Here is a 23745-nt window from a genome sequence, read left to right as displayed (position 1 = left end):
TTAAATGAATGAAGCGATCTCATCCAGTGACTTTTTAACCAGTGCATGCTCTGGTACTGTGGCATCATCGGCAGGGTAACCGGCTATCAGTAGCATGTACGGGCGCTCATTATCTTTGTCACGTTGACAAATTTCAGTTAAAAAGCTCATTGGTTTTGGCGTGTGTGTCAAAGTGGCGAGGCCTGCATTGTGCAAAGCTTGGATCAAAAAGCCCGTGGCAATTCCAACTGACTCATGTACATAGTAATTGGTGTTTTTGTCATCCGCGTGGATCCCGCCTTTTTTTTGCGTGAAAATCGCAATAAGCCAAGGGGCGTGCTCTAAATAAGGTTTTTGCGCGTCAGTGCCAAGAGGCTTCAATGCGTCTAACCACTCATCGCCAGCGCGGCCTTCATAGAATGAGCGCTCTAGTTGCTCCGCAGCTTCACGGATTTGTTTTTTCACATCACTGCTGTGAATTGCTACAAAGTGCCACGGTTGGTGGTTGGCCCCACTTGGCGCAAGTCCAGCTGTTTTGATACAGGTTTCAATGATTTCTTTTGGCACAGGGCGGTCACTAAAACTACGAATGGTATGTCTGCGCTGCATTAACTCGAAGTTGTCGTCTGCTCTTTGTTGCATTTCTTGTAGAGGATACTCAACAAAATCAGTCAATGGGATATTGTCATGGGCTTTCATGCTTGTGGTTCCTAGTTACTTGCTGTGAGCTTTTTATAACTTGTGATTATAAAGGTTTCAACTTGTTGTGTACCATGGTTAACATAAAGTTTCCATAACAGTGGCAAAATATGTTTACTACCTGTTCAGTGAGGTGAGCATAATAACGTGTGTGTATACTGGCTATAATAACAGCAAGCTCTGATTTACTCATATGCTTAGGTACAATTATGCGTGATGTATTTGATAGTGAAGGATAAAAGCCATGTATCAACACAAATGGGTTTCTGGAGAGACTGTACAACTTCCAGTAGGAAAAGCGGTATGTATAGGGCGTAACTATGTTGCGCATGCAAAAGAACTCAATAATCCTGTACCTGAATCTCCTCTATTATTTATCAAGCCAGCCAGTGCATTTTGCGACTTTACCCCAGCATTTACGATAAACGAGCAGCTTGGTAAGCACCACTATGAAGCTGAACTTGTCTTATTGGTTGGTAAGACATTAGATGTTAACAGCACAGATCCGCTCACACATATTGCTGGAATTGGGCTGGGTTTAGACTTAACTTTGCGAGATCTGCAATCGCAGTTAAAGCGTCAGGGTCACCCTTGGGAGCGTGCAAAAGCATTTGATGGCAGCGCCAGTTTAACTCCATTTATGCCAGTCACTGAAGATGAACTGAAATTGCCATGGCAATTTCAATTTTGGCAAAACGACCAACTGAAACAATTAGGGGAGACTGACAACATGATTTTTAAGTTGCCCCTGCTGTTACAAGAGATCTGTCGCTACTTCACATTACAGCCAGGAGATATCGTGATGACTGGCACACCGCAAGGTGTGGGGGAGCTCAATGTTACAGATACACTGGCGTTGCAATTAGGAGATGGGGTGCGGTTGTGTAGCCAGGTGCAAAAACGCATTTAACTTCATTTCGCCGTTTTTACCGCATGGAAGATAATTTGCTGGACTCGATACGCAGCCTGAGCTTAGGCTATTGAGGTGAATTTACGGATATCAGGAAAACGTATGAAAACTAAGTCATTAGGAACCCCTTTTAGTAGCACTGCGTGTAAAGTATTGTTTTGCGGCGGCGGGGAGCTTGGCAAAGAAACGGTGATTGAGTTTAAGCGGCTCGGTGCCGAAGTCATTGTCTTAGATCGCTATGACAATGCGCCAGCGATGCAAGTCGCGGACAGGAGTTACACCTTGTCGATGCTTGATGGTGATAAGTTGGCAGCAATCATCCGTGCAGAGCAGCCAGACTACATAGTGCCTGAAATAGAAGCGATAGCAACGGATACCTTAGTTGAGCTCGAAGGTGAAGGGTTTACGGTGGTACCCACTGCTAAAGCAACGCAATTGACCATGAACCGAGAAGGGATCCGTCGACTTGCAGCTGAGGAGCTTGGCTTGGCGACATCCCCATATCAGTTTGTTGATAATTTAGCTGATTTTACAGCTGCTATTCACCAAATTGGTATGCCATGTGTCGTGAAACCGATCATGAGTTCATCTGGGAAAGGGCAGAGCGTGGTGAAAACTGATGCCGATATTGACGCGGCATGGACATACGCACAACAAGGCGGCAGAGCCGGTCAAGGACGCGTTATTGTTGAAGGGTTTGTTGATTTTGATTATGAAATCACACTGTTGACGATCCGCCATATTCAGGGGACCAGCTTTTGTGCGCCAATAGGTCATGTGCAAGCAGGTGGCGATTATCAACAGAGTTGGCAACCTCAGGCAATGAGCGAAGTTGCGCTTGCGCGCAGCAAAGAAATTGCGTGCAAAATCACAGAAGCGCTCGGTGGTCGGGGGTTATTTGGTGTTGAACTGTTTATCAAAGGAGATGATGTGTATTTCAGTGAGGTTTCGCCACGGCCCCATGATACCGGCATGGTCACGTTAATATCACAGGATTTGAGTGAGTTTGCCCTGCATGCACGGGCAGTCTTGGGACTTCCTATCCCGAATATTCACTTTCACGGTCCGTCAGCGTCCAGTGTCATTTTGGTAGAAGGTGAATCTAAACAATTGCAGTTTGGCAATTTAATTCAAGCGTTGGCAGAGCCAAACACCGACTTACGGCTTTTTGGTAAGCCTGAGGTTCAGGGAGTTAGGCGTATGGGCGTTGCATTAGCAAGGGATACCCACATTGAACAGGCCGTTGAAAAAGCCAAAAGAGTCAGCGCGGCGGTGGAATATACTTTATAAGTACTCAAAAAAGGGCCGTTTGGCCCTTTGAGTTGCAGCAAAAATCAATTTACAAATCGAAGTCGACAGCGTAACTTACATAAACTTTAAGATCGTCATCGGCGTCGAGGTCAGTTTTGACTAGGCCAAATGTGTAACCATCTTTACTCAGGTTGACTCCATAATCCATATAGCTGTCGTCTTCTCCTGTCCATTCCATGACCGTATCTCCCCGTGAGTTGCCGACATGCAATCCAAGCTCAGCGCTTTTGAATACCGGAAATGTGGCATTGAGTTCAAGATAAAGCATATCTTCTTCGGTGCTGCTACCTGACTGGGCATGGGTTAAATAACTGGCTTTAAAACTGAGATTACGCCAGCCGAGTGAAGTATAAACCTCACCAAAGTCAATATCGCCCGCAGCATCTGGGTAAGCATAGTGAATATAGCCAATATCATAACTTAGCGCTTTGATCTCTCCGCTAAATCCCAAGTAAAAATCGAGCTCGTAGCTGGTGCTGGAAGTCTCACCAAAGTCTACATTAGACGCCCAAGTTCCAAGGTAAAAACCGGAGTCATTGCTGTAATCGAGGCCACCAGAAACAGCCGCGCCATCATCAGATTGCGTGATCCCACGCCAAAAATAATTTGAGCTAGCAGCAGCATTGGCTGAAACGGTATGGCCACTGGCAGCTAGGGCGTTGCTAGAAAGTAACACTAAGCACGCACCCAATAAGAAAGAAGCTTTGTTTGTCATAATGGTTCCTATATGGCACAGAATAAATCATTTTCTAATACGAGTACCATTGAGAGAATTGTTTAATCCTGTATTCAATGGTGAACAAAGCATCGCAAGCTCTGCGCCAACCTAAATACGACTGAGTGAATGTTTATTAGGTAGTTGAAATTAATGGTGATAAACCAAAGCACTGATGGCGCTGGTGGTAGGAAAGGTTATGTCGTGTGCACATCCTTGGTGCGCAATAACATAGCCTGCACTGTTATTATGCAGGCTATGTCCCCTGTATTAGCCAAATATGGTACGCATTAGCTGGATAGTTTCATCTACACTTCTACCTTTTTCTACCTCAGCGATGATAGAGTCGCGTTTAGAGCGAATATGCTCAGGCATTGACTCATCACTGAGTGCTCTGTCAACTAATGTTGCGGCAGACTCTTTGCTGCGACGCACAGATTTGCTACCAGATGAAGTTGTGGTGCGTTTGGGTTTGTGCAGTAATTTATAGTAGTTAGAAGACGTTTTTGTGTCTTCATCAGCATAATAGAAGAAGATTGGCAGTAGTGCTTTCACCTCTGCAAGCTTCGACTCGAGTTCATTGGTACCACTGGCCATCGCAAACCAGGGCATTTTAGCGATTGCTTGCACGATATCTTGCCAATAGCGCTCGAAATCACGATTGTTTAAACGTGTGACGCCCAAAGCTTGGCACAGTGCGTCGAGGCGATTGTTGGTGATCGGTGTAAACACATCAGGGCGACGCATGGCGAGTAGGCGTGTCGCAGGGGCAAGGGTTGGCTTTTCATCGCTGCCATTAAAGGCACTTAGAAATGCGATTGTAAACCCTTGATAATTTTCAAGTGTGACTGGACCTTCTAATGGGATATGAGCGAGTGCTTCGTCAAAAGCGCCAGGCAAATCGGCAAATTGCTGATGAAAGCCTTTTGCACTTTTTGTTGATGCAAACCACTCAACATCAAATTGATATACACTGGTATCGTGTTTCGCTGTGTGTTTACCTGCAAAAGCTAAGCGATCTTCAACGATCATGTCTTGTAATTTGTCATCACGTAGTGTTGCAATGTAATCCATGAGCTTTAACTGCTCATCAAGCACCAACACATCACTGCGCTGGGCAATGAAGTCACTCACCACTGGCCAAGGCGCGATCCGCAACGTTTTGACTTGCAGGAAGCTGATTGCTGAGATCAGCATATCTTGGAGTTTTTTTACAGTTGGAAGCTGGTGGTCGTCCAGCAGATCAAAATTAATGCGGTTTTTAGCCACGTCGAGTAACTCATAACACCAGCCCAGAAAGTCTTCTGGGTGATTTTCTACTTTAACCGCCATCAGGTTTAAGCTGATCTCAGTAGATTGTTTTAAGATGTTTTGGTAAATCTGACTTTCTTGTTCGCCCAAAGCCATATTTGACGGTGAAATGAGCAACTTTTTCATGCTGCGTGGATACTCCAAGGTTAGGTTAAAATCTAGACTACTCAGTTTAGCGAACGTATCGATAAACTGGCAAGGGCGAGGATCATACCGAGTTCTAGCGCAGTTGCAACGCGGTTTGTGGTCTTTTTTTCAGCGAACCTTATTCCGCCTTTTTTATGCGCTTCGTTTTGCTAGCTTCTTCTCGATGATTGTCGTGCAATATAATGCTATTTGTGAACTTTAAATTAAGTGTAATTAGCTAATAGTTTGGGTGAGAACGGATTTTGTTTTAACTAATTAAAGCAATTGGTTATAAAGGTTTAGAATATGTGGCAAGAGAACTTTGGGTCGTTTTGTAAAACTTTTTTGTCATTTTTCCCCATTCGCCTATGCGCTTCTTTTGTGGTTTTTTATCAGCCTCGCTATGATAGTGAATAGAAAATTATTTCTGTGTAAGGATGATCGATGAAGGCGATTTTAAAAGGTGTTGTGGGTCTCATAGTATTGACGATAGCGTTGATCATATTAGCGCCCATGTTAATTCCAACAGAAACGATAGTGTCTCAGATCACGTCGCAAGTTGAAAAAACCACAGGGCGGAAATTAACCATTTCAGGCGACAGTGAGCTATCTATATTACCTGAGCTGAACATTACGCTAAATCAAGTGGCGTTTGACAACATGCCCTCGGGTAGTGCGCCACATATGCTTAAAATGGACCAGCTTGCAGTTCATGTTCCTTGGTTTTCTTTACTATCAGGTGAGTTTCAACTGGAACGCTTTGTAATTCAAAACCCCCAGATATTATTGGAGGTCGATGCACAGGGGCGCCCAAATTGGCAGCTATTTGATCCGGTGGCACAATCTCAAACGCCCGAATCGACTGCGACTGAGGCTCAATCTGGTCCGGTTACATTGCCAAGTGGATTCGATATTGCTTTAGGCGAGGTCGCAATTTATGGCGGTACTATCACGTATGCCGACGCTCAGGCGGGCACCAATGAACAGCTCACCGATTTAGCCTTGAGTGTCGTACTCCCTTCTCTATACCAACCGCTTATGATCGAAGGGCAAGTAACATTTCAAAAACAGCGTTTTGATTTAGCGCTCAATGTTGATACCCCTGCTAAAGCTATTCAAAGTGAAGATTTTAAATTTACCAAACAGTTACGCAACGATTTAGTGAATGTAGATTTCAATGGTGGCGTTTTAAAACAGGGGAGTGTCTTTGAGGGTGAATTGGCTGTTTCGGGTAGCTCAGTGAAGTCATTGACGAAATGGCAAAATGTTGTATTAGACGCCAAAGACAATGCGTTTAATCAGTTTGAAGTTACCGGGGCGATGACATTTTCCAATAATGTATTTAGCTTGGAAAGCTTTAGCGCAAAATTAGATGAATTGGCTATCAAAGGTAATGCGCAAGTCAACCTTGGTGAGCGTTTGTCTGTTGCGGCCAATGTGGATTTAGGAATGTTGAATTTAAATCCTTATCTACCTGATCCTGTGAACACAACACAACCTACAAAGCCAGAAGAAGAGGTCGCCGCAACACCGATTGTGTGGGATGACACTAAGATAGACTTGTCGGCGCTGAACATGTTAGATGCGGATATTGTAGTACGATCTACAGGCCTCCAAGCACGCAAAATCACACTTGGAAAGAACCAATTGTCAGTGAAACTGGATAAGGGTCAGGCTGTGTTATCACTGGATAGTTTCAATGCTTATAACGGAACAGGAAAAGGCAAAGTGGAGGTAAATGCAGCAGCGACTCCGTATCAAATCGATACAGACTTTGCACTTAATGGGATTAACGCAGAACCATTACTAACCGATGCGATTGGTTTTGACAAAGTACTGGGTAAAGGCAGTCTCAATTGGCAATTAAGTACGCTTGGTGTCAGTCAAAAGCAATTTATCTCTCAGTTAGCAGGAAAATTGGCTTTTGAGTTTAAGGATGGGGGTGTAAAAGGTGCTAACTTGGCGGAGATGGTGCGCAAAGGCCAAGAAATGCTTAAAGGTAATTTTTCTGGTTTATCAGAAGGGATCAATGCAGATTTTGATCCACAACAAAAAACGGACTTCTCTGCTTTGACGGGCAGCTTTACGTTTGCAAAAGGGATTGGTACAAACAGAGACCTCCTACTGGCAAGTCCACTTATTCGTATCACTGGGTCGGGTGTGGTCGATCTACCAAAAACCTTTGTGGACTACCGTTTAGTAACTGGAATTGTCGATACTATAGAGGGGCAAAGTAGCCGAGATAAAAGCACTGGCTTTAAGATACCAGCTAGAATTAAAGGCCCATTTCATCAAGTCGAGACCAGCTTAGATTTCAGCAGTGCTGCCAAAGACAAGGCAAAAGATACCATTAAAGACAAACTCAAAGATAAGTTTAAAGGTTTATTCGGAGGCTAAGCGGTTTCAGGTGCATATAGTGTGGCAAGTCCACAATATGCACCCACCCTCTTGCACTGTGAGCCCGAGACTTGAAGAGTCGATTTTTTTGCATGTTGTGAAGGATTCGGCACTTTACAATTCGGGTTTTTTACTCCTCAAACTCTCTTTTTCATATTGTAAACCATCCTTTAGTATAAATTTATTATTCCCTATTTTGCATATGTTTAGGGTAGCCATATATTTAAATATCTATTATTTAGCACATAAAACTTTTTCTCATCCAGTAATTGTAAATAGTGCTATGTACATGTGATATTTTTGATTGAAAAATACACACAGGTCGTTTAATTCTATTACTCATATTCTCAACTCAGAAAACTTAAAAGACCATGTTCACGGGCCCTGACTTGTTAGATTTAATTGGTTTACCATGCAATCGAAAATATGCACTGAATACCTCAACGGCGATATCGCTGGAGGTTGTGTGATGAAAGTCATACAAGTTGAGTGCGTCAGTAAAACTTACCAGTACTTTAAAAAGCCACAGGGTCTTTCTGCCTCACTGAAACAGCTATTCCATCGAGAAGTTGAATACAAAGAAGCGATAAAAGATATGTCGTTTGACATTGAACGTGGACAGATGGTCGCTGTTGTTGGCGAGAATGGGGCTGGGAAAACCACGACCATGAAGATGCTGTCAGGTATCTTACATCCAACACGCGGTCATATAAAAATATTCGGTAATACGCCTTGTGCGCAAACCGCCACTTTCAAAAAGCGCTGTTCTTTTTTAACTGGTCAAAGTTACCAACTTTGGCCTGATTTACCTGCTATCGATAGTTTCAATCTGTGCCAGAGTATTTATGAGATCCCATTACCCATATATCGGCAGAGGTTGTCCTATTTGACTGAGTTTTTTCGAGTTTCACACTTGCTTGATATTCAGGTGCGTCGCCTGTCCGGGGCTGAGCGCTTGAAAATGGAATTAATTGCAGCGCTATTACATGGTCCGGATCTGCTATTTTTGGATGAACTCACTTTGGGGCTCGATTATTTATCTCAACGTGAAGTCATGCGTTGTCTAAAGCAGTTGGCTAAAGAAGATAAATTAACTGTATTGGTATCAAGTGACACTGTGGATGATATCTCGACATTATGTGAAAGGGTACTGGTGATCAAAGATGGACGATTGATATACGACAATGATATTGAGCTGGCAAAACAGGTGTTAGAACATGCCATTGAAGTCGCTTGAGCTAAATTCCTAGCGAAAGCAGGTGTATAAAATGAATAAAAGTCATGTTGACAGTGATGCTTTATACATTAAATCATCTGCAATATACGACAGACTCCTATTTAAAAAAAACAGATTTTAGTCTCCACCACGCTACTGGCGTGGCTTTTTGGCTACCACACGAGTTGAGCGTGAGTTTTAAATTATCTTGCTGAGAATTTCTGAATTTTCATTAATAAAACGGTGTCTTTTTAAACGGTTTACATCTTAGTAATTTACTTGGCCCCCTATGATACTTGCTGATAGAGTTTAAGGTTCAAAAAGCGCGGCGCAAATCAATTTTTTCAGACATATCTTTTACTCGTGAGTTGAAATCTTTGACGTGAACGAATGTAGTAATATAGGCACTAGTATGTATTTTTTACCCAGTGTACTGATTGTACCGCTGTCGTAAGTGCCATTGTGTTGAATCATATACACCCATCCGCTTTTTCAAACTGGCTATATAGTGCCCATAGCGTCGAGCATTTTTTGCTGTTGTCATTTACTAAATTATTCCTTGTACTATGAATGTTTCGAAATTGAAACAGCTTCATAAAAGCTCTAGATTGAGTTGTTTTAGCTAATTTTTAACCAATTAGATGTTTTAATGATAAATGAAGAAGCAGGATCGGATATATGCATGTAAATAAAAGAGCATTAACGGATCGTATTTTGGCTGTGCTACTGCCAACCATGGTAATGGTTAGCCCTGTGTGGGCTAATACAGGCCTAGAGAACATTAATCAACAACAGCTTAACCAACTTGCCGATACGCTAGATGTGAAATATCGTCTATTGAGTAACATGCCGGAGCAATGCCCCGGGTCAAATGCCGAATTTTGCTACCACGCGCAAATTGAGATAACGAGCCCCGTTACAGCGAATGTGAATGGCTGGAAAATTCTGTACAGCCAAGTCTATCCTGCAACCCACAGTGAAAGTAAGCAACTGACCCTAAGCCATTTTAATGGTGACCTTAATCATATTGCACCCAGTAGTAACTTCACAGGGTTCAAAGCAGGCAAGAGTCAAGTGATTGAATTTTGGGTTGCCAGCTCACTATTGAATGAAGGTGAGTTGATGCCCAATTATATTCTAACTGCGCAAGGGTTGCTGCCAAAAGTCATCAAAAGCACGCAATCGTACATTGAGTCAGATACGGGTTTAGAGATAAAGCCATATGCGGCTGTTAGTGCAAAGAACAGTGTTATGCAATCTCACCCAGATGACCATTATGCAAAATATACATCCGCCGCCCTGTTTGATAAATATGATGTTAAGGGTTATGCGCTTGATTCTGTACAGCACGCTATCGTTCCTACCCCAGAAGCTATAGAAGTGTTTAAAAGAGATACGCCGCTTAGTTTGAGTAAAGGGATTAAGTTGCATTTAACCGGACTGGAATATGGCGATATTGCAGCAGCTTTACAGCGGTTAGATTCATTAGGTGTAAAACAAACTCACAATGGTATTGCCGTGTCTATCACGGTAAGCGGAAAGCCACAAGGCCATGCCGGTGCTTACCAGCTGAGTACCCGAAAAGGCAAAATACAAATTAACGCTCAGGACAGTGCGGGCGCATTTTATGGGTTACAGTCTGTTGCAAGTCTTTTATCGCTGGATACAATGCAAGTCGCAGCAGTAAAGGTTGAGGATAAACCCCGGTATGGTTATCGTGGTTTGCACTTGGATGTCGCACGTAACTTTCGTTCAAAAGAGTTTGTATTGAGGTTACTCAGTAAAATGTCAGCATACAAACTCAATAAATTGCACTTTCATTTGGCTGATGATGAGGGTTGGCGCATAGAAATTCCTGATCTACCTGAATTGACAGCGCTATCATCAAATAGATGCATTGATTTAGATGATAAACACTGTTTGCAGCCACAATTGGGCTCGGCCATAAATACAGGAAGAGATGGTTACTATTCTGTTGCTGATTACCAAGAGATTTTAAATTTTGCCAAGCAACATCACATCGAAATCATTCCTTCTTTGGATATGCCTGGTCATTCGCGTGCAGCGGTAAAGGCGATGGAGAAACGCTTTTATACGCTGACGAAAGAGGGCAAACATGATGCCGCTCGCCAGTATTTAGTGAGTGATCCACAGGACGTTACAGAGTATCGCTCCATACAGCATTACAATGACAACACGTTAAATGTGTGTATGGAGTCAACCTATGCATTTGTTGATAAGGTGATTACAGAAGTAGCGAACCAGCACAAAAAAGCGGGATCTCCCCTCAATATCTACCATATTGGCGCAGATGAAACGGCTGGTGCATGGGTTGAATCTCCAGCCTGTAAGCAGTTCATTGCGGATAAATCTAACGATGTACATGAGGTGGAAGAGCTTACTGGCTATTTCATTGAACGTGTTGCCGCAATGATTGCTGCACAAGGTATTGAAGTGGCGGGGTGGAATGATGGTCTATCAGAAACTAGACAAGACAAAATGCCACATAAGGTGGCCTCGTATGTATGGGCGACGCTGCCACAAAATGCGCACAAGGTAGTGAGTGCACACGCCAGACGCGGTTGGGACATTATATTGGCAACACCCGATGTGACCTATTTAGATTTTCCATATGAATTAGATCCGAAAGAAAGCGGCTATAAGTGGGGAGCAAGAAGGACTAACAGCCAAACAATTTTTGAATTTATGCCAGATAATCTACCTGCTAATGCGGAAGTTAAAAAAGACACCATTGGTAGGCACTACGTTGCGGATGATCGTACACAAGTTGACAAGCATGGCAAGTTTACACATCAACCACTCCCTGAAGGTTTTAGAGTAACTGGCATTCAAGGGCATCTTTGGTCGGAAGTTATCCGCAAAGACCATTTAGCGGAGTACATGTTGTTTCCCCGCTTGTTGGCATTGGCAGAGAAAGCATGGCACAGAGCCGCGTGGGAAGTGCCTTACAATTACGCAGGTGAGAAGTATGACCACACGACTGGTTTCCTAACTGCGCAAATGCGCAAGCAAAGGGATCTGCAGTGGCAAGACTTCATTCATGCCGTCGGACACAAAGAGTTGGAGAAATTTGACCGACTAGGGGTGTTTTATCGTATTCCAAATGTTGTCAGCAAAGTGATCGACAGTAGGCTACATGCTTCAACGATTATTCCTGGGCTACCTATTCAGTATCGTTTGAATAGCGGCAAGTGGCAGGAGTATGTTGAGCCATTGCAATTAACGTCGGATGCTGAAGTGGAATTGAGAGCGCTCTCCCCTGATAGAAGACGACCAGGTAGAATCGAGTTGGCCGATTTAACAGGGAAAGCTCGCCTTTAAAAAAGTGAGAAGTAACAAACACACTTGCTTTACGTTATAGCCATAGAGATTTGTGTGAGTAGACGATAATGAATTGCCGCCAAGTTTTAGGTGTAAATATACATTTATTAAATGCAGGTTGGATAAGTCAAGCTAGCTTTGACTTCTCCAACTGGCGGCATCTTGACTTACTGCAACAGTTGACGACCCCACTTGAATATTATGATCGAAAGTACACTGTTATTGTGCCTTTTGATTTGGATTCTAGCTTGAGTATTTGCAAACAGCGCTTAGCCAAGGTGTTCTGAGATGAAGTTGGATGCACTATATTCACAAGACGACCTCTTTACGCATCAACCCAGAGGGTTAGATAAAAGTGTGTCAAGGTCTGCAGGTGTCATTGAAGTAACCTGTGTGTGTGCGATAAAAAATATGGCTGAGCTGCACAGCGTGCTAAGAGTATTAGAAATGCAGTCCCTTAAGCCTGTTGAGTTAGTGATATGCCATTCTCCTGAGCTATGCATCGAAGCATATCAAAAAACTACGTTTGATGTACGCCTGTTGCCAACTAGATTGACACTCAGCTTGGCTGAACGTACTTCAGAGCGGCTTGCGTTGGCAGTTAATTGTGATTATGTGGTTATTTGGCCGGTGCTTAATACTTGGGTATCAAAAGCATGGATACGCTCCCAGATTACCTATTTAAGAGAGAAGCTTTTGGACGCTGCTGTGCTATCTCTTGATACTGCTGAGGACGATTATTGCCCGCTGGGTAAGGGATTGTGTTGTACAAAAGAGTTCTTTTTAGCTAAACACCAAGCAAGCAGTAAAAAGCTTGGCTTTCAAGTTTCAACCAGAAAAAGCGAGCAACCAAAACAGACAGGTGAATTGGCTAGATAGTCTGACCCACTTGTTTAGACAGGGATCAGAGAAGTAGAAAGCAAGCTTAAAGCAGAGTATTGGGTTGTGAGATAGTGCTGCTTTTATTGATTCTTAAATCTATAAAAGCCATTAAATCAGAGGTTTGTAATTAATAAATAGAAAATAAGATTACCTTCATTGTTTCATCATGGCGGATAAAAGGTGTGATACGCACACTGCATGGTGAGCGACTTTAAACGAAAAAATGGAGATGGTATGGGCTCATTTAACACATTTAGTAAACTAGTGGCGGTAACCTTATTAACTTTATCCAATAATGGTTTTGCAAACGCAGGAAAGGCTTCTGAGCAAACAGGCTTTAGCTATCCGAACGGTGCTCGTTATGCGATTTCATTGAGCTTCGACGATGCACGCAGTAGTCAGGTGGACGTTGGCCTTCCCATACTCGATAGACACGGTGTTAAAGGTACTTTTTATATCAATCCGCAATTTGCGAAGGAGCGGTTAGCGGGTTGGAAAGCGGCTGTGAAGAATGGTCATGAGCTAGGCAACCATACTAGCTCTCACCTTTGCACTGGTAACTTTGCATGGCTTAGAAAAGACAACTTAGGGTTGGAGCAGGTAGACCTTGCTTGGTTAAGGCGAGACATAGAGTCGACAACTCAATTTATGAAGCAACAGCTGAACGTCTCACCGAAGTCATTTGCTTACCCTTGTGGCAATACATTTGTTGGTAGAGGTATCGAGGTTCAAAGTTATGTGCCCTTAGTTGCTGAGTTATTTAAAACAGGCCGAACTTGGCTTGATGAGACAGGTAATAACCCCACCTACACAGACTTTGCCCAGCTTGCTGGTAATCGCATGGATGGCATGAGCTTTGTTGAAATAAAAGAAATGCTCAATCTGCTTAAAGAAGACAACAAGTGGATTATTTTGGCAGGTCATGACGTCGGTGAAAAAGGCATGTATACGGTAGATAAAGAAGCGCTCAATGCACTCATTGTGTATTTAAAGGACCCAAAAAATGGTTATTGGCTCGCTACGGTAGACGAAGTAGCAACGTACATTGAAAAGCATAAGTAAACTTTTTTAGGTTGTTTTTTGAACTGTAACAAAGGTTTAAAATTTACTCTATAGACTTGTTTTCCATTTCACCGCCCTCATATGTATATGGGCGGTGAAGGCAGACAGAGCAAATTGATAAATTAATTAAAAATTGAACTATCTTTGCCTGAACTTTGCTGTTACAATTCCCCGCCCTTGAAAGACGAAAGCCTCGTTTTTTGAGTGGAATTTAATCTAAATGCTTAGCTTTTATACAAATTCTAGGTAAATGTTAACTACACCGGAGCATAGACAATGATCCAAATGCAAACTCAGCTGGACGTTGCTGATAACAGCGGCGCTCGCAAAGTGCAGTGTATTAAAGTCCTTGGTGGTTCGCACCGTCGCTACGCGCGTGTTGGTGACATCATTAAAGTTTCTGTTAAAGAAGCTATTCCTCGCGGCAAAGTGAAGAAAGGTGATGTTAAAAACGCAGTAGTAGTGCGTACTAAGAAAGGCGTTCGTCGTCCAGACGGCTCTTTAATCCGTTTCGATAGCAATGCGGCTGTTATCTTAAATGATAGTCATCAGCCTATTGGTACTCGTATCTTCGGCCCTGTGACGCGTGAACTACGTAACGACAAGTTCATGAAAATCGTTTCACTAGCACCAGAAGTACTATAAGGAGTCGATCATGGCAGCAAAAATCCGTCGTGATGACGAAGTAATCGTACTAGCCGGTAAAGACAAAGGTAAGCGCGGTAAAGTGCTTTCAGTTGTAACTGAAACTGGTCGTGTATTTGTTGAAGGCGTAAATATCATCAAGAAACACCAGAAGCCTGTACCACAACTACAGCAAGCTGGCGGTATTGTTGAGAAAGAAGCGTCTGTCGACGTATCAAATGTAGCGATTTTCAATGCCGAAACTGGCAAAGCAGATCGTGTTGGTTTTAGATTTGAAGACGGTAAAAAAGTCCGTTTCTTCAAGTCTACTGGCAAAACTATTTAATAGTTGGAGTAGACGATGGCGAAACTGCATGAAGTGTACAAAGACAAAGTAGTAAAAGAACTTTTTGAAAAGTTCGGTTACAGCTCTGTCATGCAAGTCCCTCAGATCGAGAAGATCACACTTAACATGGGTGTGGGCGAAGCCCTAGCTGACAAGAAAATTCTAGAAAATGCAGTAGCAGATCTAGAAGCAATCTCTGGTCAGAAACCTCTAGTGACTAAAGCACGCAAATCAGTTGCTGGCTTTAAGATCCGTGAAGGTTACCCAATTGGCTGTAAAGTAACCCTACGCGGTGAGCGTATGTGGGATTTCCTTGAGCGTTTAGTCTCAATCGCGATGCCACGTATTCGTGACTTCCGCGGTGTTAGCGCAAAGTCTTTTGACGGTCGCGGTAACTACTCTATGGGCGTACGTGAGCAAATCATCTTCCCAGAAATCGATTATGATAAAGTAGACCGCGTTCGCGGTATGGATATCACAATCACTACTTCTGCGAAAACAGATGATGAAGGCCGTGCGTTATTAGAAGCGTTCAACTTCCCATTCAAAAAGTAAGGGTAGGGTTATGGCAAAGAATTCAATGAAAGCGCGTGACGTAAAACGTGCTAAATTAGTTGCACAGTACGCAGAAAAGCGTGCTGCACTTAAAGCTATCATCAGCGATGTTAAAACATCTGATGATGAGCGTTGGGACGCGGTATTAAAGCTTCAGTCTTTACCGCGTGATTCTAGCCCTTCACGTCAACGTAATCGTTGTAACATTACGGGCCGCCCACATGGTTACCTTCGCAAGTTCGGCTTAAGCCGTATTAAAGTTCGCGAAGCAGCTATGCGCGGTGAAATTCCTGGCCTTAAAAAGGCTTCTTGGTAATAGAATCACGGGAGTAAGACATGAGCTTGCAAGATCCAATCGCGGATTTGTTTACACGCATCCGTAACGGTCAGTCTGCGAAGAAGGTATCAGTAACGATGCCAACTTCAAAGCTGAAAGTAGCTGTTGCTGACGTACTGAAAAACGAAGGTTTCATCACTGGTTATTCAGTATCAGGCGACGTAAAAGCAGAATTGACAATCGAACTTAAGTACTTCGAAGGCAAAGCTGTTATCGAAAGCATCCAGCGTGTTAGCCGCCCTGGTCTACGTATCTATAAGAGACGTGACGAATTACCTAAGGTAATGGGTGGTCTAGGTATCGCTATCGTATCAACTTCTAAAGGCCTGATGACAGACCGCGCTGCGCGTACCGCTGGTGTTGGTGGTGAAATCATTGGCTTTGTAGCTTAATCGGAGGGGAACTATGTCTCGTATTGCGAAGGCTCCTATTGCTGTTCCTGCCGGTGTTGAAGTTGCAATTAACGGCCAGGAAATCAAAGTTAAAGGTAAAAATGGTGAATTGACTCGCGTTCTTAACGACGCAGTTGAAGTTGTTCTTAACGACAACGTTATCACTACTGCACCTCGTGAAGTAGCAAATGCTTGGGCTCAAGCTGGTACTGCACGCGCTCTGATCAATAACATGATCATCGGCGTTAACGAAGGTTTTGAAAAGAAACTACAACTAGTCGGTGTTGGTTACCGTGCTGCAGTTAAGGGTAAAGTTTTAGACTTAACTCTTGGCTTCTCACACCCAGTGAACTTCGAGATCCCAGCGGGTATCACTATCGAAGCTCCAAGCCAAACTGAAATCGTTGTTAAAGGCGCAGACAAGCAGCTTGTTGGTCAAACTGCTGCTAACATCCGCTCATACCGTGAACCAGAGCCTTATAAAGGTAAAGGTGTACGTTACGCTGATGAGCATGTGCGTCGTAAAGAGGCTAAGAAGAAGTAAGGTAAGACGATGGATAAGAAAACAGCTCGTCTACGTCGTGCTAAGCGCACTCGTAGAAATATTATCGAACAAGGCACAACGCGTCTTGTTATCCACCGCACGCCACGTCACATATACGCTCAAATCGTAAACGTTGAGGGTATTGTACTGGCTGCTGCTTCTACTGTTGAAAAAGCAATTGCTGAAACAGTTAAAGGCACTGGCAACATCGAAGCTGCACAAGCAGTTGGTAAAGCAGTTGCTGAACGCGCGGCTGACAAAGGCATCGAAAAACTTGCTTTTGACCGCAGTGGCTTTAAATATCACGGCCGTGTGAAGGCGCTTGCTGATGCAGCGCGTGAAGCCGGTCTGCAATTCTAGGAGTAGACAATGGCTAACGTAGAAGCAAAGCAACAACAGCCTGATTTGGCTGAAAAGCTAATCGCGGTAAACCGTGTGTCTAAAGTGGTTAAAGGTGGTCGTATCTTTAGCTTCACTGCACTAACTGTAGTTGGTGATGGCGCAGGTAAAGTAGGTTTTGGTTACGGTAAAGCACGTGAAGTTCCAGCTGCTATTCAAAAAGCAATGGAAAAAGCGCGTCGTAACATGGTAAATGTTGACCTTAACGGTCACACGCTACAGCACCCAATCAAGGGTCGCCACGCGGGTTCTAAAGTGTACATGCAGCCTGCATCTGAAGGTACAGGTATCATCGCCGGTGGTGCGATGCGTGCAGTACTAGAAGTTGCTGGTGTACAGAACGTACTTTCAAAAGCATACGGTTCTACTAACCCGATCAACATCGTTCGCGCAACAATTTCTGCTCTAGAGAACATGAACTCTCCAGAGAAGATCGCTGCGAAACGTGGTCTTAGCGTAGATGAAATCTTGGGGTAAGAAACCATGGCAAACACAGTTAAAGTAACACAAGTACGTAGCTCAATCGGTCGTTTACCGAAGCATAAAGCTACATTACGTGGCCTTGGTTTACGTCGTATCAACCATACTGTTGAGCTAGAAGATACGCCAGCAGTACGTGGTATGATCAACCAAGTTTCTTACATGGTTAAGGTTGAGGGCTAATTCGATGCAATTGAATACACTTTCTCCTGCTGCAGGTTCAAAAACTGCTGGTAAGCGTGTTGGTCGTGGTATCGGCTCTGGTCTAGGTAAGACTGGTGGTCGTGGTCACAAAGGTCAAAAATCGCGTTCTGGCGGTAAAGTACGTGTTGGTTTTGAAGGCGGTCAAATGCCTATGCAACGCCGTCTACCAAAATTTGGCTTCACTTCACGCAAATCATTAGTATCTGCTGAAGTAAACCTTTTCGAAATCGCGAAGGTTGAAGGCGATGTGGTAGAACTAAGCACACTACAAGCAGCTGGTATCGTTAAGAAGAACATTCAGTTCGTTAAAGTTGTTAAATCTGGCGAAGTTTCACGCGCAGTTACTGTTAAAGGCATTAGAGTGTCTAAAGGTGCTCGCGAAGCTATCGAAGCTGCCGGAGGCAAGGTCGAAGACTAAGGAAGTACATTATGGCTAAACCAGGTCAAGATATGCAAAGCGCACAAAGTGGGCTTGCGGAGTTGAAGCGCCGATTACTATTTGTATTGGGTGCCATCATTATTTACCGTTTAGGTTCGTTCGTGCCTATCCCTGGGATTGACGCCGCTGTACTTGCCGAGTTCTTCGAGCAACAAAAGGGCACCATCTTTGCCATGTTTAACATGTTCAGTGGTGGTGCGCTTGAGCGTGCATCTGTACTAGCGCTGGGTATTATGCCTTATATCTCAGCCTCAATTATCATGCAGCTATTAACGCATATACATCCTGCGATGATAGAGCTGAAAAAAGAGGGTGAGCAAGGTCGTAAGAAAATCAGCCAGTACACGCGTTACGGCACGCTCGTGCTTGCTACAATACAGTCGATCGGTATCGCAACTAACCTGCCAAACATGATGCAAGGCTTAGTTGTGAATCCTGGTTTCGGTTTCTACTTCACAGCTGTTGTGAGTTTAGTGACTGGTACTATGTTCCTGATGTGGCTGGGCGAACAAATTACAGAGCGTGGTATCGGTAACGGTATCTCAGTACTGATATTTGTTGGTATCGTAGCTAACCTGCCGTCTGCAATCGGTTCGACAGCAGAAATGGCGCGCCAAGGCGATTTGAATGTCTTTATCTTAGCACTTATTGCGTTTATCGTTGTCGCGGTAACTTATATGGTAGTGTTCTTTGAGCGTGGTCAACGTCGTATCGTTGTTAACTATGCTAAACGCCAGCAAGGCCGTCAGGTTTTTGCAGCACAGAGTACGCATTTACCATTGAAAGTTAACATGGCAGGGGTTATTCCACCAATATTTGCTAGCAGCATCATTCTGTTCCCTGGTACAATTGCAAGCTGGTTCGGCCAAGGTGAAGGTCCACTTGCTGATGCACTACAAGCAGTATCAGCTGTGTTGACCCCAGGTCAGCCACTGTACGCAATGGTACTAGCCGCAGCGATTATTTTCTTCTGCTTCTTCTACACAGCGTTGGTGTTTAACCCGCGTGAGACAGCAGATAATTTGAAAAAATCTGGCGCATTTATTCCAGGTTATCGCCCAGGTGAGCAGACGTCTAAATACATTGATAAAGTGATGACACGCCTGACATTGGCAGGTGCAATGTACATTACCTTTATCTGTCTGGTGCCCGAGTTTATGACCATGGCATGGCAAACGCCATTCTACTTCGGCGGTACATCAATTTTGATTATCGTTGTTGTTATCATGGACTTTATGGCACAAGTACAGACTCATTTGATGTCTCATCAATATGATTCTGTGCTGAAAAAAGCAAACCTTAAAGGCTACGGCCGATAGGGTCTGTTACGGAGTTGAGTTATGAAAGTACGTGCTTCCGTTAAGAAAATTTGCCGTAACTGTAAAGTTATCAAGCGTGCTGGTGTAGTACGTGTGATCTGCAGTGAGCCTAAGCACAAGCAAAGGCAAGGCTAAGAAATCTAGTCGTGCAGGCTAAGTAAATTACTTAGCCTGTTTCATTGGTAAAACCTGAATGTCGGTTGGGTATCCTATACGGGCTTTCCAGCAAGATGATAATCAGGTTTATTTATAGGAGATATGTTAGTGGCCCGTATCGCAGGCATTAACGTTCCTGACCATAAGCATGCTGTTATCGGTTTAACAAGCATCTATGGTGTAGGTAAAACTCGCGCTAAGGCTATCTTAGCTGCGACAGGTATCGCTGAAACTACTAAAATCGGCGAGTTAAACGACGAAACTCTTGACATCCTTCGTGAAGAAGTTGGCAAGTACACTGTTGAAGGTGATCTTCGTCGTGAAGTAACACTAAACATCAAACGTCTTATGGACCTTGGTTGTTTCCGTGGCTTACGTCACCGTCGTTCGTTACCACTTCGTGGTCAACGTACTAAGACTAACGCGCGTACTCGTAAGGGTCCACGCAAGCCTATCAAGAAATAAGGTGGGGTAAGTTATGGCAAAAGCACCAATTCGTCGTAAAAAGGTCAAAAAGCAAGTTGTTGATGGTATGGCTCACGTTCATGCTTCTTTCAACAACACTATTGTGACCATCACTGACCGTCAAGGTAATGCTCTTTCTTGGGCGACTGCGGGTGGTTCAGGTTTCCGTGGTTCTCGTAAGTCTACTCCGTTCGCTGCACAGGTTGCTGCTGAGCGCGCAGGTACTGCTGCACAAGAGTACGGTCTTAAGAACCTAGAAGTATTCATTAAGGGTCCAGGTCCAGGCCGTGAGTCTGCTGTACGTGCATTGAATGCTGCTGGTTTCCGTATCACAAACATCACTGACGTGACGCCAATCCCACATAATGGTTGTCGTCCACCGAAGAAACGTCGCGTATAATTAATAGGTTAGGAGAAAGAACATGGCAAGATATTTGGGCCCTAAGCTCAAGCTGAGTCGTCGTGAAGGTACTGACCTGTTCCTTAAAAGCGGCGTAAGAGCAATTGACTCTAAGTGTAAACTAGAAACAGCACCTGGTCAGCACGGCGCACGTAAAGGTCGTCTATCTGACTACGGTTTACAGTTACGTGAAAAGCAAAAAGTTCGTCGTATCTACGGTGTACTTGAAAAGCAATTCCGCAACTACTATAAAGAAGCTGCTCGCATTAAAGGTAACACAGGTGAAAACTTGTTACAGCTTCTAGAGCAACGTCTAGACAATGTTGTATATCGCATGGGTTTTGCGAGCACACGTGCTGAAGCACGTCAGCTAGTAAGCCACAAAGCGATTATGGTTAATGGTCGTGTTGTGAACATTCCTTCTTTCGTTATTACTCCAGAAGATGTAGTAGTAATCCGTGAGAAGTCTAAGAAACAAGCGCGTATCATCGCTGCTCTAGAGTTGGCTGAGCAACGCGAAAAGCCGACTTGGATTGAAGTTGACGGTAAGAAAATGGAAGGTACTTTCAAGCGCCTACCTGAGCGTTCTGATCTGTCTGCGGACATTAATGAACAACTAATCGTCGAACTTTACTCGAAGTAAAGTTAAGAGTTAAGAGAGGATAAAATGCAGGGTTCTGTAACCGAATTCCTAAAACCAAGATTAGTCGATATCGACGCTATCAACTCAACCCGTTCTAAAGTAGTTTTAGAGCCTCTAGAGCGTGGCTTTGGTCACACTTTAGGTAATGCTTTACGTCGTATTCTTCTTTCGTCTATGCCGGGTTGTGCAGTGACAGAAGTAGAGATCGACGGTGTATTACACGAGTACAGCGCGAAAGAAGGCGTACAAGAAGACATCATTGAAATTCTGTTAAACCTTAAAGGCTTAGCAGTTACTTTAGAAGGTAAAGATGAAGTTTTCCTTACCCTGACTAAGTCTGGTGTAGGCCCTGTGACTGCGGCTGACATCCAGCACGACGGCGATGTAACAATTGCTAATCCTGAGCACGTTATTTGTCACCTAACTGCTGACAATAGCGATATCAGTATGCGTATCCGTGTTGAGCGCGGTCGTGGTTATGTTCCGGCGTCAAGTCGTTTATCCTCTGATGACGATGAGCGCCCAATTGGTCGTCTGTTGCTTGATGCTTCATTCAGTCCAGTTGAGCGTATTGCGTACTCGGTTGAATCAGCCCGTGTTGAGCAGCGTACTGACTTAGATAAACTAATCATCGATATGGAAACTAATGGCACACTAGATCCTGAAGAAGCGATCCGTCGTGCATCTACAATCCTAGCTGAACAGCTAGAAGCGTTTGTAGACTTGCGTGATGTTTCTGAGCCAGAAGAAAAAGAAGAGAAGCCGGAGTTTGATCCGATTCTACTTCGTCCTGTTGATGATTTAGAGCTAACAGTACGTTCTGCAAACTGTCTGAAAGCCGAGCAAATTCAATATATCGGTGATCTGGTACAGCGTACTGAGGTTGAGCTTCTTAAGACGCCAAACCTTGGTAAGAAATCTCTAACAGAGATTAAAGACGTGCTAGCTTCTCGTGGTCTTTCTCTAGGCATGCGCTTAGAAAATTGGCCGCCTGCAAGTCTAGCTGAATAATCAGATTACTATATTAGTTTAGTTAGAAGGATAGGGTCATGCGCCATCGTAAGAGTGGTCGTCAATTAAACCGTAACAGCAGCCATCGCAAAGCGATGTTCAGCAATATGGCTGGTTCTTTGGTGAAGCACGAAATCATCAAAACAACTTTGCCTAAAGCGAAAGAGTTGCGCCGTGTAATTGAGCCTTTAATCACACTGGCTAAGACTGACAGTGTAGCAAACCGTCGTTTAGCGTTTGCTCGCACGCGTGATAAAGAAGTAGTTGGTAAATTGTTCTCTGAGATCGGTCCTCGTTTCGCGGATCGTCCAGGTGGTTACACTCGTATTCTAAAGTGTGGCTTCCGTGCAGGTGACAATGCGCCAATGGCTTACATTGAACTACTAGATCGCCCAGTTGCGACTGAAGAAGTTCAAGAAGACGCGCAGTCTGCAGAGTAAGTCTTTATAAGACACGAAAAAGCCGAGCACTAGCTCGGCTTTTTTGTTTCTATGCCCACTTATTAGTAGGACAAATGGAAATAGGTTTAACTAGAATTTCCAGTGGAATAATAATCCAGTGTTATTGCCATCAACTGTTGCATCGTACGAGGAGTAGTTTGAACTGCCAATACGGTCTACCGAATATTCAACACGAGTATGTCTAAACTCTAAGTCGGCCGGGATAGTTTCAAAATGATAACGGACGCTGCTAATAAAAGCGCTTTCGTTGCTGAATTCAACATCAGCACCAAAATCATTGCTTAATTCCACACTAGTGTGAATGCCTAAACCTAAGCCTACTGAAAAAGAGTCGTTAATTTTGTAGTAAGGTACTGCATTGAACGCAAGTCGTTCGAAAGACAAATCCCCATTACTTGCAGTAGCTGTATCACTTTGATAATTCGCGCTCACATCTAGTGACCATTTAGAATTAAACTCATATAAAAAGCCAGCTCCTAAAATGAAGCCTTGACCCGCTTTAATGCTTTGCGAGTCATTGTCTTCATATATTAATTCTCCAACTGTATCACCACCAAACACATAACCAGCTGTAAGAGAAAAGGTGACGTTGCTTTGTTCGCTGTCCGTTGCAAAAGCGTTCATGCTCGTTAATAAGGTAAGTGCTAAGATTGATTTCTTCATTGAATCAATGTTCCTATAATATAAAAATCGGCGTATTTTAGACTTAATTGATGGAAACTTAAAATAGGTGAGTTAAAGAAAAGTACATATACGGATCAACTTTGTAAATGGCAGCATCGTGTTGTTTGTATAATGCACAGTCTTATTGTTTTTATCATTTTTTTAAAAAAAACACTTGATCCAAATTTGGATCTCCCTATAATGCGCATCCACTGACACGGCGGGCTGCAAGAGAAAACGCAAACCAAAGTGAAGGTTAAAGTTAAACGGAAAGCTTAATTAAGAAAAATTAAATTTTCTTGTTGACTTTAAAAGTGAAGCGGTTAATATGGCGCTCCACTTCGCAGCAACGCTGCG

Annotated in this window: 28 protein-coding genes; 24 read left to right on the top strand and 4 right to left on the bottom strand. The window is 43.6% G+C overall.

Annotated features, from left to right (window positions below):
* Complete coding sequence (locus MHN81_RS25845; protein ID WP_023401281.1) at positions 1–678, bottom strand: nitroreductase family protein; 678 nt, start codon at positions 676–678, stop codon at positions 1–3.
* A 244-nt stretch (positions 679–922) separates the two neighbouring features.
* Between MHN81_RS25845 and MHN81_RS25840 the strand changes: the two genes are divergently transcribed.
* Positions 923–1588: a fumarylacetoacetate hydrolase family protein gene (locus tag MHN81_RS25840; protein WP_023401280.1), complete on the top strand. Its 666-nt coding sequence runs from the start codon at positions 923–925 to the stop codon at positions 1586–1588.
* Positions 1589–1690: 102 nt separating this feature from the next.
* Positions 1691–2878, top strand: coding sequence for a formate-dependent phosphoribosylglycinamide formyltransferase (gene purT / locus MHN81_RS25835; protein ID WP_023401279.1), 1188 nt, complete (start codon positions 1691–1693; stop codon positions 2876–2878).
* Between the two features lie 49 nt (positions 2879–2927).
* On the opposite strand, the gene MHN81_RS25830 is transcribed toward purT, so the two are convergent.
* Entirely contained in the window at positions 2928–3614 is a 687-nt protein-coding gene (locus tag MHN81_RS25830; protein ID WP_239427144.1) for a TorF family putative porin, read from the bottom strand.
* A 270-nt stretch (positions 3615–3884) separates the two neighbouring features.
* Positions 3885–5051 carry a hypothetical protein gene (locus MHN81_RS25825; RefSeq protein WP_023401277.1) on the bottom strand — a complete coding sequence of 389 codons (1167 nt, stop codon included), beginning with the start codon at positions 5049–5051 and terminating at the stop codon, positions 3885–3887.
* A 444-nt stretch (positions 5052–5495) separates the two neighbouring features.
* Here MHN81_RS25825 and MHN81_RS25820 point away from each other — a divergent pair, with 444 nt between their 5' ends.
* From MHN81_RS25820 to rplQ, 22 genes are all read left to right on the top strand, one after another.
* The gene (locus MHN81_RS25820) at positions 5496–7448 is read left to right on the top strand and encodes an AsmA family protein (RefSeq protein WP_239427143.1); all 1953 of its coding nucleotides are present in this window, start codon (positions 5496–5498) and stop codon (positions 7446–7448) included.
* Between the two features lie 412 nt (positions 7449–7860).
* Positions 7861–8685: an ATP-binding cassette domain-containing protein gene (locus MHN81_RS25815; protein ID WP_239427142.1), complete on the top strand. Its 825-nt coding sequence runs from the start codon at positions 7861–7863 to the stop codon at positions 8683–8685.
* A gap of 657 nt (positions 8686–9342) precedes the next feature.
* Positions 9343–12006, top strand: a complete 2664-nt coding sequence (locus tag MHN81_RS25810) for a family 20 glycosylhydrolase (RefSeq protein WP_239427141.1) — start codon at positions 9343–9345, stop codon at positions 12004–12006.
* Between the two features lie 288 nt (positions 12007–12294).
* Positions 12295–12885 carry a hypothetical protein gene (locus MHN81_RS25805; protein ID WP_239427140.1) on the top strand — a complete coding sequence of 197 codons (591 nt, stop codon included), beginning with the start codon at positions 12295–12297 and terminating at the stop codon, positions 12883–12885.
* A gap of 237 nt (positions 12886–13122) precedes the next feature.
* Entirely contained in the window at positions 13123–13950 is an 828-nt protein-coding gene (locus MHN81_RS25800; RefSeq protein WP_023401271.1) for a polysaccharide deacetylase family protein, read from the top strand.
* A 276-nt stretch (positions 13951–14226) separates the two neighbouring features.
* The gene (gene rplN / locus MHN81_RS25795; protein ID WP_023401270.1) at positions 14227–14595 is read left to right on the top strand and encodes a 50S ribosomal protein L14; all 369 of its coding nucleotides are present in this window, start codon (positions 14227–14229) and stop codon (positions 14593–14595) included.
* Between the two features lie 10 nt (positions 14596–14605).
* Positions 14606–14920, top strand: a complete 315-nt coding sequence (gene rplX, locus MHN81_RS25790) for a 50S ribosomal protein L24 (protein ID WP_023401269.1) — start codon at positions 14606–14608, stop codon at positions 14918–14920.
* Positions 14921–14935: 15 nt separating this feature from the next.
* Positions 14936–15475 carry a 50S ribosomal protein L5 gene (gene rplE, locus MHN81_RS25785; protein WP_010386945.1) on the top strand — a complete coding sequence of 180 codons (540 nt, stop codon included), beginning with the start codon at positions 14936–14938 and terminating at the stop codon, positions 15473–15475.
* A 10-nt stretch (positions 15476–15485) separates the two neighbouring features.
* On the top strand, positions 15486–15791 hold the full coding sequence (gene rpsN / locus MHN81_RS25780; RefSeq protein ID WP_023401268.1) for a 30S ribosomal protein S14: 306 nt from the start codon (positions 15486–15488) through the stop codon (positions 15789–15791).
* Positions 15792–15811: 20 nt separating this feature from the next.
* Positions 15812–16204, top strand: coding sequence for a 30S ribosomal protein S8 (gene rpsH / locus MHN81_RS25775; RefSeq protein ID WP_023401267.1), 393 nt, complete (start codon positions 15812–15814; stop codon positions 16202–16204).
* 13 nt (positions 16205–16217) lie between these two features.
* Complete coding sequence (gene rplF / locus MHN81_RS25770; protein WP_023401266.1) at positions 16218–16748, top strand: 50S ribosomal protein L6; 531 nt, start codon at positions 16218–16220, stop codon at positions 16746–16748.
* A gap of 9 nt (positions 16749–16757) precedes the next feature.
* Positions 16758–17108, top strand: coding sequence for a 50S ribosomal protein L18 (gene rplR, locus MHN81_RS25765; RefSeq protein WP_023401265.1), 351 nt, complete (start codon positions 16758–16760; stop codon positions 17106–17108).
* A gap of 9 nt (positions 17109–17117) precedes the next feature.
* A complete protein-coding gene (gene rpsE / locus MHN81_RS25760) occupies positions 17118–17624 on the top strand; it encodes a 30S ribosomal protein S5 (protein ID WP_023401264.1) in 507 nt (168 codons plus the stop codon).
* Positions 17625–17630: 6 nt separating this feature from the next.
* Positions 17631–17810, top strand: a complete 180-nt coding sequence (gene rpmD, locus MHN81_RS25755) for a 50S ribosomal protein L30 (RefSeq protein ID WP_010378276.1) — start codon at positions 17631–17633, stop codon at positions 17808–17810.
* 4 nt (positions 17811–17814) lie between these two features.
* Positions 17815–18249 (top strand): 50S ribosomal protein L15, encoded by a 435-nt coding sequence (gene rplO, locus MHN81_RS25750; RefSeq protein ID WP_023401263.1) that lies wholly within the window; start codon positions 17815–17817, stop codon positions 18247–18249.
* An 11-nt stretch (positions 18250–18260) separates the two neighbouring features.
* Positions 18261–19589 (top strand): preprotein translocase subunit SecY, encoded by a 1329-nt coding sequence (gene secY / locus MHN81_RS25745; protein WP_023401262.1) that lies wholly within the window; start codon positions 18261–18263, stop codon positions 19587–19589.
* 21 nt (positions 19590–19610) lie between these two features.
* Positions 19611–19724: a 50S ribosomal protein L36 gene (gene rpmJ, locus MHN81_RS25740; RefSeq protein WP_002959476.1), complete on the top strand. Its 114-nt coding sequence runs from the start codon at positions 19611–19613 to the stop codon at positions 19722–19724.
* Between the two features lie 129 nt (positions 19725–19853).
* On the top strand, positions 19854–20210 hold the full coding sequence (rpsM, locus tag MHN81_RS25735; protein ID WP_010378282.1) for a 30S ribosomal protein S13: 357 nt from the start codon (positions 19854–19856) through the stop codon (positions 20208–20210).
* Positions 20211–20223: 13 nt separating this feature from the next.
* Positions 20224–20610 (top strand): 30S ribosomal protein S11, encoded by a 387-nt coding sequence (rpsK, locus tag MHN81_RS25730; protein WP_010386935.1) that lies wholly within the window; start codon positions 20224–20226, stop codon positions 20608–20610.
* A gap of 22 nt (positions 20611–20632) precedes the next feature.
* Positions 20633–21253 (top strand): 30S ribosomal protein S4, encoded by a 621-nt coding sequence (rpsD, locus tag MHN81_RS25725; protein WP_023401261.1) that lies wholly within the window; start codon positions 20633–20635, stop codon positions 21251–21253.
* Positions 21254–21277: 24 nt separating this feature from the next.
* Positions 21278–22264 (top strand): DNA-directed RNA polymerase subunit alpha, encoded by a 987-nt coding sequence (gene rpoA / locus MHN81_RS25720; protein ID WP_023401260.1) that lies wholly within the window; start codon positions 21278–21280, stop codon positions 22262–22264.
* Positions 22265–22302: 38 nt separating this feature from the next.
* Positions 22303–22704: a 50S ribosomal protein L17 gene (gene rplQ / locus MHN81_RS25715; RefSeq protein WP_010386932.1), complete on the top strand. Its 402-nt coding sequence runs from the start codon at positions 22303–22305 to the stop codon at positions 22702–22704.
* 90 nt (positions 22705–22794) lie between these two features.
* On the opposite strand, the gene MHN81_RS25710 is transcribed toward rplQ, so the two are convergent.
* Positions 22795–23388, bottom strand: a complete 594-nt coding sequence (locus MHN81_RS25710) for an outer membrane beta-barrel protein (RefSeq protein WP_023401259.1) — start codon at positions 23386–23388, stop codon at positions 22795–22797.
* Positions 23389–23745 lie beyond the last annotated feature (357 nt).

The organism is Pseudoalteromonas sp. Of7M-16, assembly GCF_022347805.1.
In the GTDB taxonomy this organism is placed as follows: Bacteria; Pseudomonadota; Gammaproteobacteria; order Enterobacterales; family Alteromonadaceae; genus Pseudoalteromonas; species Pseudoalteromonas luteoviolacea_F.
The sequence above is the reverse complement of the archived record's forward strand: the minus strand, read 5'-3'. Positions and strand labels throughout refer to the sequence as shown.

Bases quoted from the DNA above. Each gene is read 5' to 3' on its own strand.
- rpsE (WP_023401264.1), top strand. From the start codon at position 17,118: ATGGCTAACGTAGAAGCAAAGCAACAACAGCCTGATTTGGCTGAAAAG.
- rpoA (WP_023401260.1), top strand. From the start codon at position 21,278: ATGCAGGGTTCTGTAACCGAATTCCTAAAACCAAGATTAGTCGATATC.
- rpsK (WP_010386935.1), top strand. From the start codon at position 20,224: ATGGCAAAAGCACCAATTCGTCGTAAAAAGGTCAAAAAGCAAGTTGTT.
- rpsD (WP_023401261.1), top strand. From the start codon at position 20,633: ATGGCAAGATATTTGGGCCCTAAGCTCAAGCTGAGTCGTCGTGAAGGT.
- secY (WP_023401262.1), top strand. From the start codon at position 18,261: ATGGCTAAACCAGGTCAAGATATGCAAAGCGCACAAAGTGGGCTTGCG.
- MHN81_RS25810 (WP_239427141.1), top strand. From the start codon at position 9,343: ATGCATGTAAATAAAAGAGCATTAACGGATCGTATTTTGGCTGTGCTA.
- rpmD (WP_010378276.1), top strand. From the start codon at position 17,631: ATGGCAAACACAGTTAAAGTAACACAAGTACGTAGCTCAATCGGTCGT.
- purT (WP_023401279.1), top strand. From the start codon at position 1,691: ATGAAAACTAAGTCATTAGGAACCCCTTTTAGTAGCACTGCGTGTAAA.
- rplX (WP_023401269.1), top strand. From the start codon at position 14,606: ATGGCAGCAAAAATCCGTCGTGATGACGAAGTAATCGTACTAGCCGGT.
- MHN81_RS25710 (WP_023401259.1), bottom strand. From the start codon at position 23,388: ATGAAGAAATCAATCTTAGCACTTACCTTATTAACGAGCATGAACGCT.
- rplO (WP_023401263.1), top strand. From the start codon at position 17,815: ATGCAATTGAATACACTTTCTCCTGCTGCAGGTTCAAAAACTGCTGGT.
- MHN81_RS25830 (WP_239427144.1), bottom strand. From the start codon at position 3,614: ATGACAAACAAAGCTTCTTTCTTATTGGGTGCGTGCTTAGTGTTACTT.
- rplN (WP_023401270.1), top strand. From the start codon at position 14,227: ATGATCCAAATGCAAACTCAGCTGGACGTTGCTGATAACAGCGGCGCT.
- MHN81_RS25840 (WP_023401280.1), top strand. From the start codon at position 923: ATGTATCAACACAAATGGGTTTCTGGAGAGACTGTACAACTTCCAGTA.
- rplF (WP_023401266.1), top strand. From the start codon at position 16,218: ATGTCTCGTATTGCGAAGGCTCCTATTGCTGTTCCTGCCGGTGTTGAA.
- rpmJ (WP_002959476.1), top strand. From the start codon at position 19,611: ATGAAAGTACGTGCTTCCGTTAAGAAAATTTGCCGTAACTGTAAAGTT.
- rpsN (WP_023401268.1), top strand. From the start codon at position 15,486: ATGGCAAAGAATTCAATGAAAGCGCGTGACGTAAAACGTGCTAAATTA.
- MHN81_RS25800 (WP_023401271.1), top strand. From the start codon at position 13,123: ATGGGCTCATTTAACACATTTAGTAAACTAGTGGCGGTAACCTTATTA.
- MHN81_RS25805 (WP_239427140.1), top strand. From the start codon at position 12,295: ATGAAGTTGGATGCACTATATTCACAAGACGACCTCTTTACGCATCAA.
- MHN81_RS25845 (WP_023401281.1), bottom strand. From the start codon at position 678: ATGAAAGCCCATGACAATATCCCATTGACTGATTTTGTTGAGTATCCT.
- MHN81_RS25815 (WP_239427142.1), top strand. From the start codon at position 7,861: ATGCAATCGAAAATATGCACTGAATACCTCAACGGCGATATCGCTGGA.
- rplQ (WP_010386932.1), top strand. From the start codon at position 22,303: ATGCGCCATCGTAAGAGTGGTCGTCAATTAAACCGTAACAGCAGCCAT.
- MHN81_RS25825 (WP_023401277.1), bottom strand. From the start codon at position 5,051: ATGAAAAAGTTGCTCATTTCACCGTCAAATATGGCTTTGGGCGAACAA.
- rplR (WP_023401265.1), top strand. From the start codon at position 16,758: ATGGATAAGAAAACAGCTCGTCTACGTCGTGCTAAGCGCACTCGTAGA.
- rplE (WP_010386945.1), top strand. From the start codon at position 14,936: ATGGCGAAACTGCATGAAGTGTACAAAGACAAAGTAGTAAAAGAACTT.
- rpsH (WP_023401267.1), top strand. From the start codon at position 15,812: ATGAGCTTGCAAGATCCAATCGCGGATTTGTTTACACGCATCCGTAAC.
- MHN81_RS25820 (WP_239427143.1), top strand. From the start codon at position 5,496: ATGAAGGCGATTTTAAAAGGTGTTGTGGGTCTCATAGTATTGACGATA.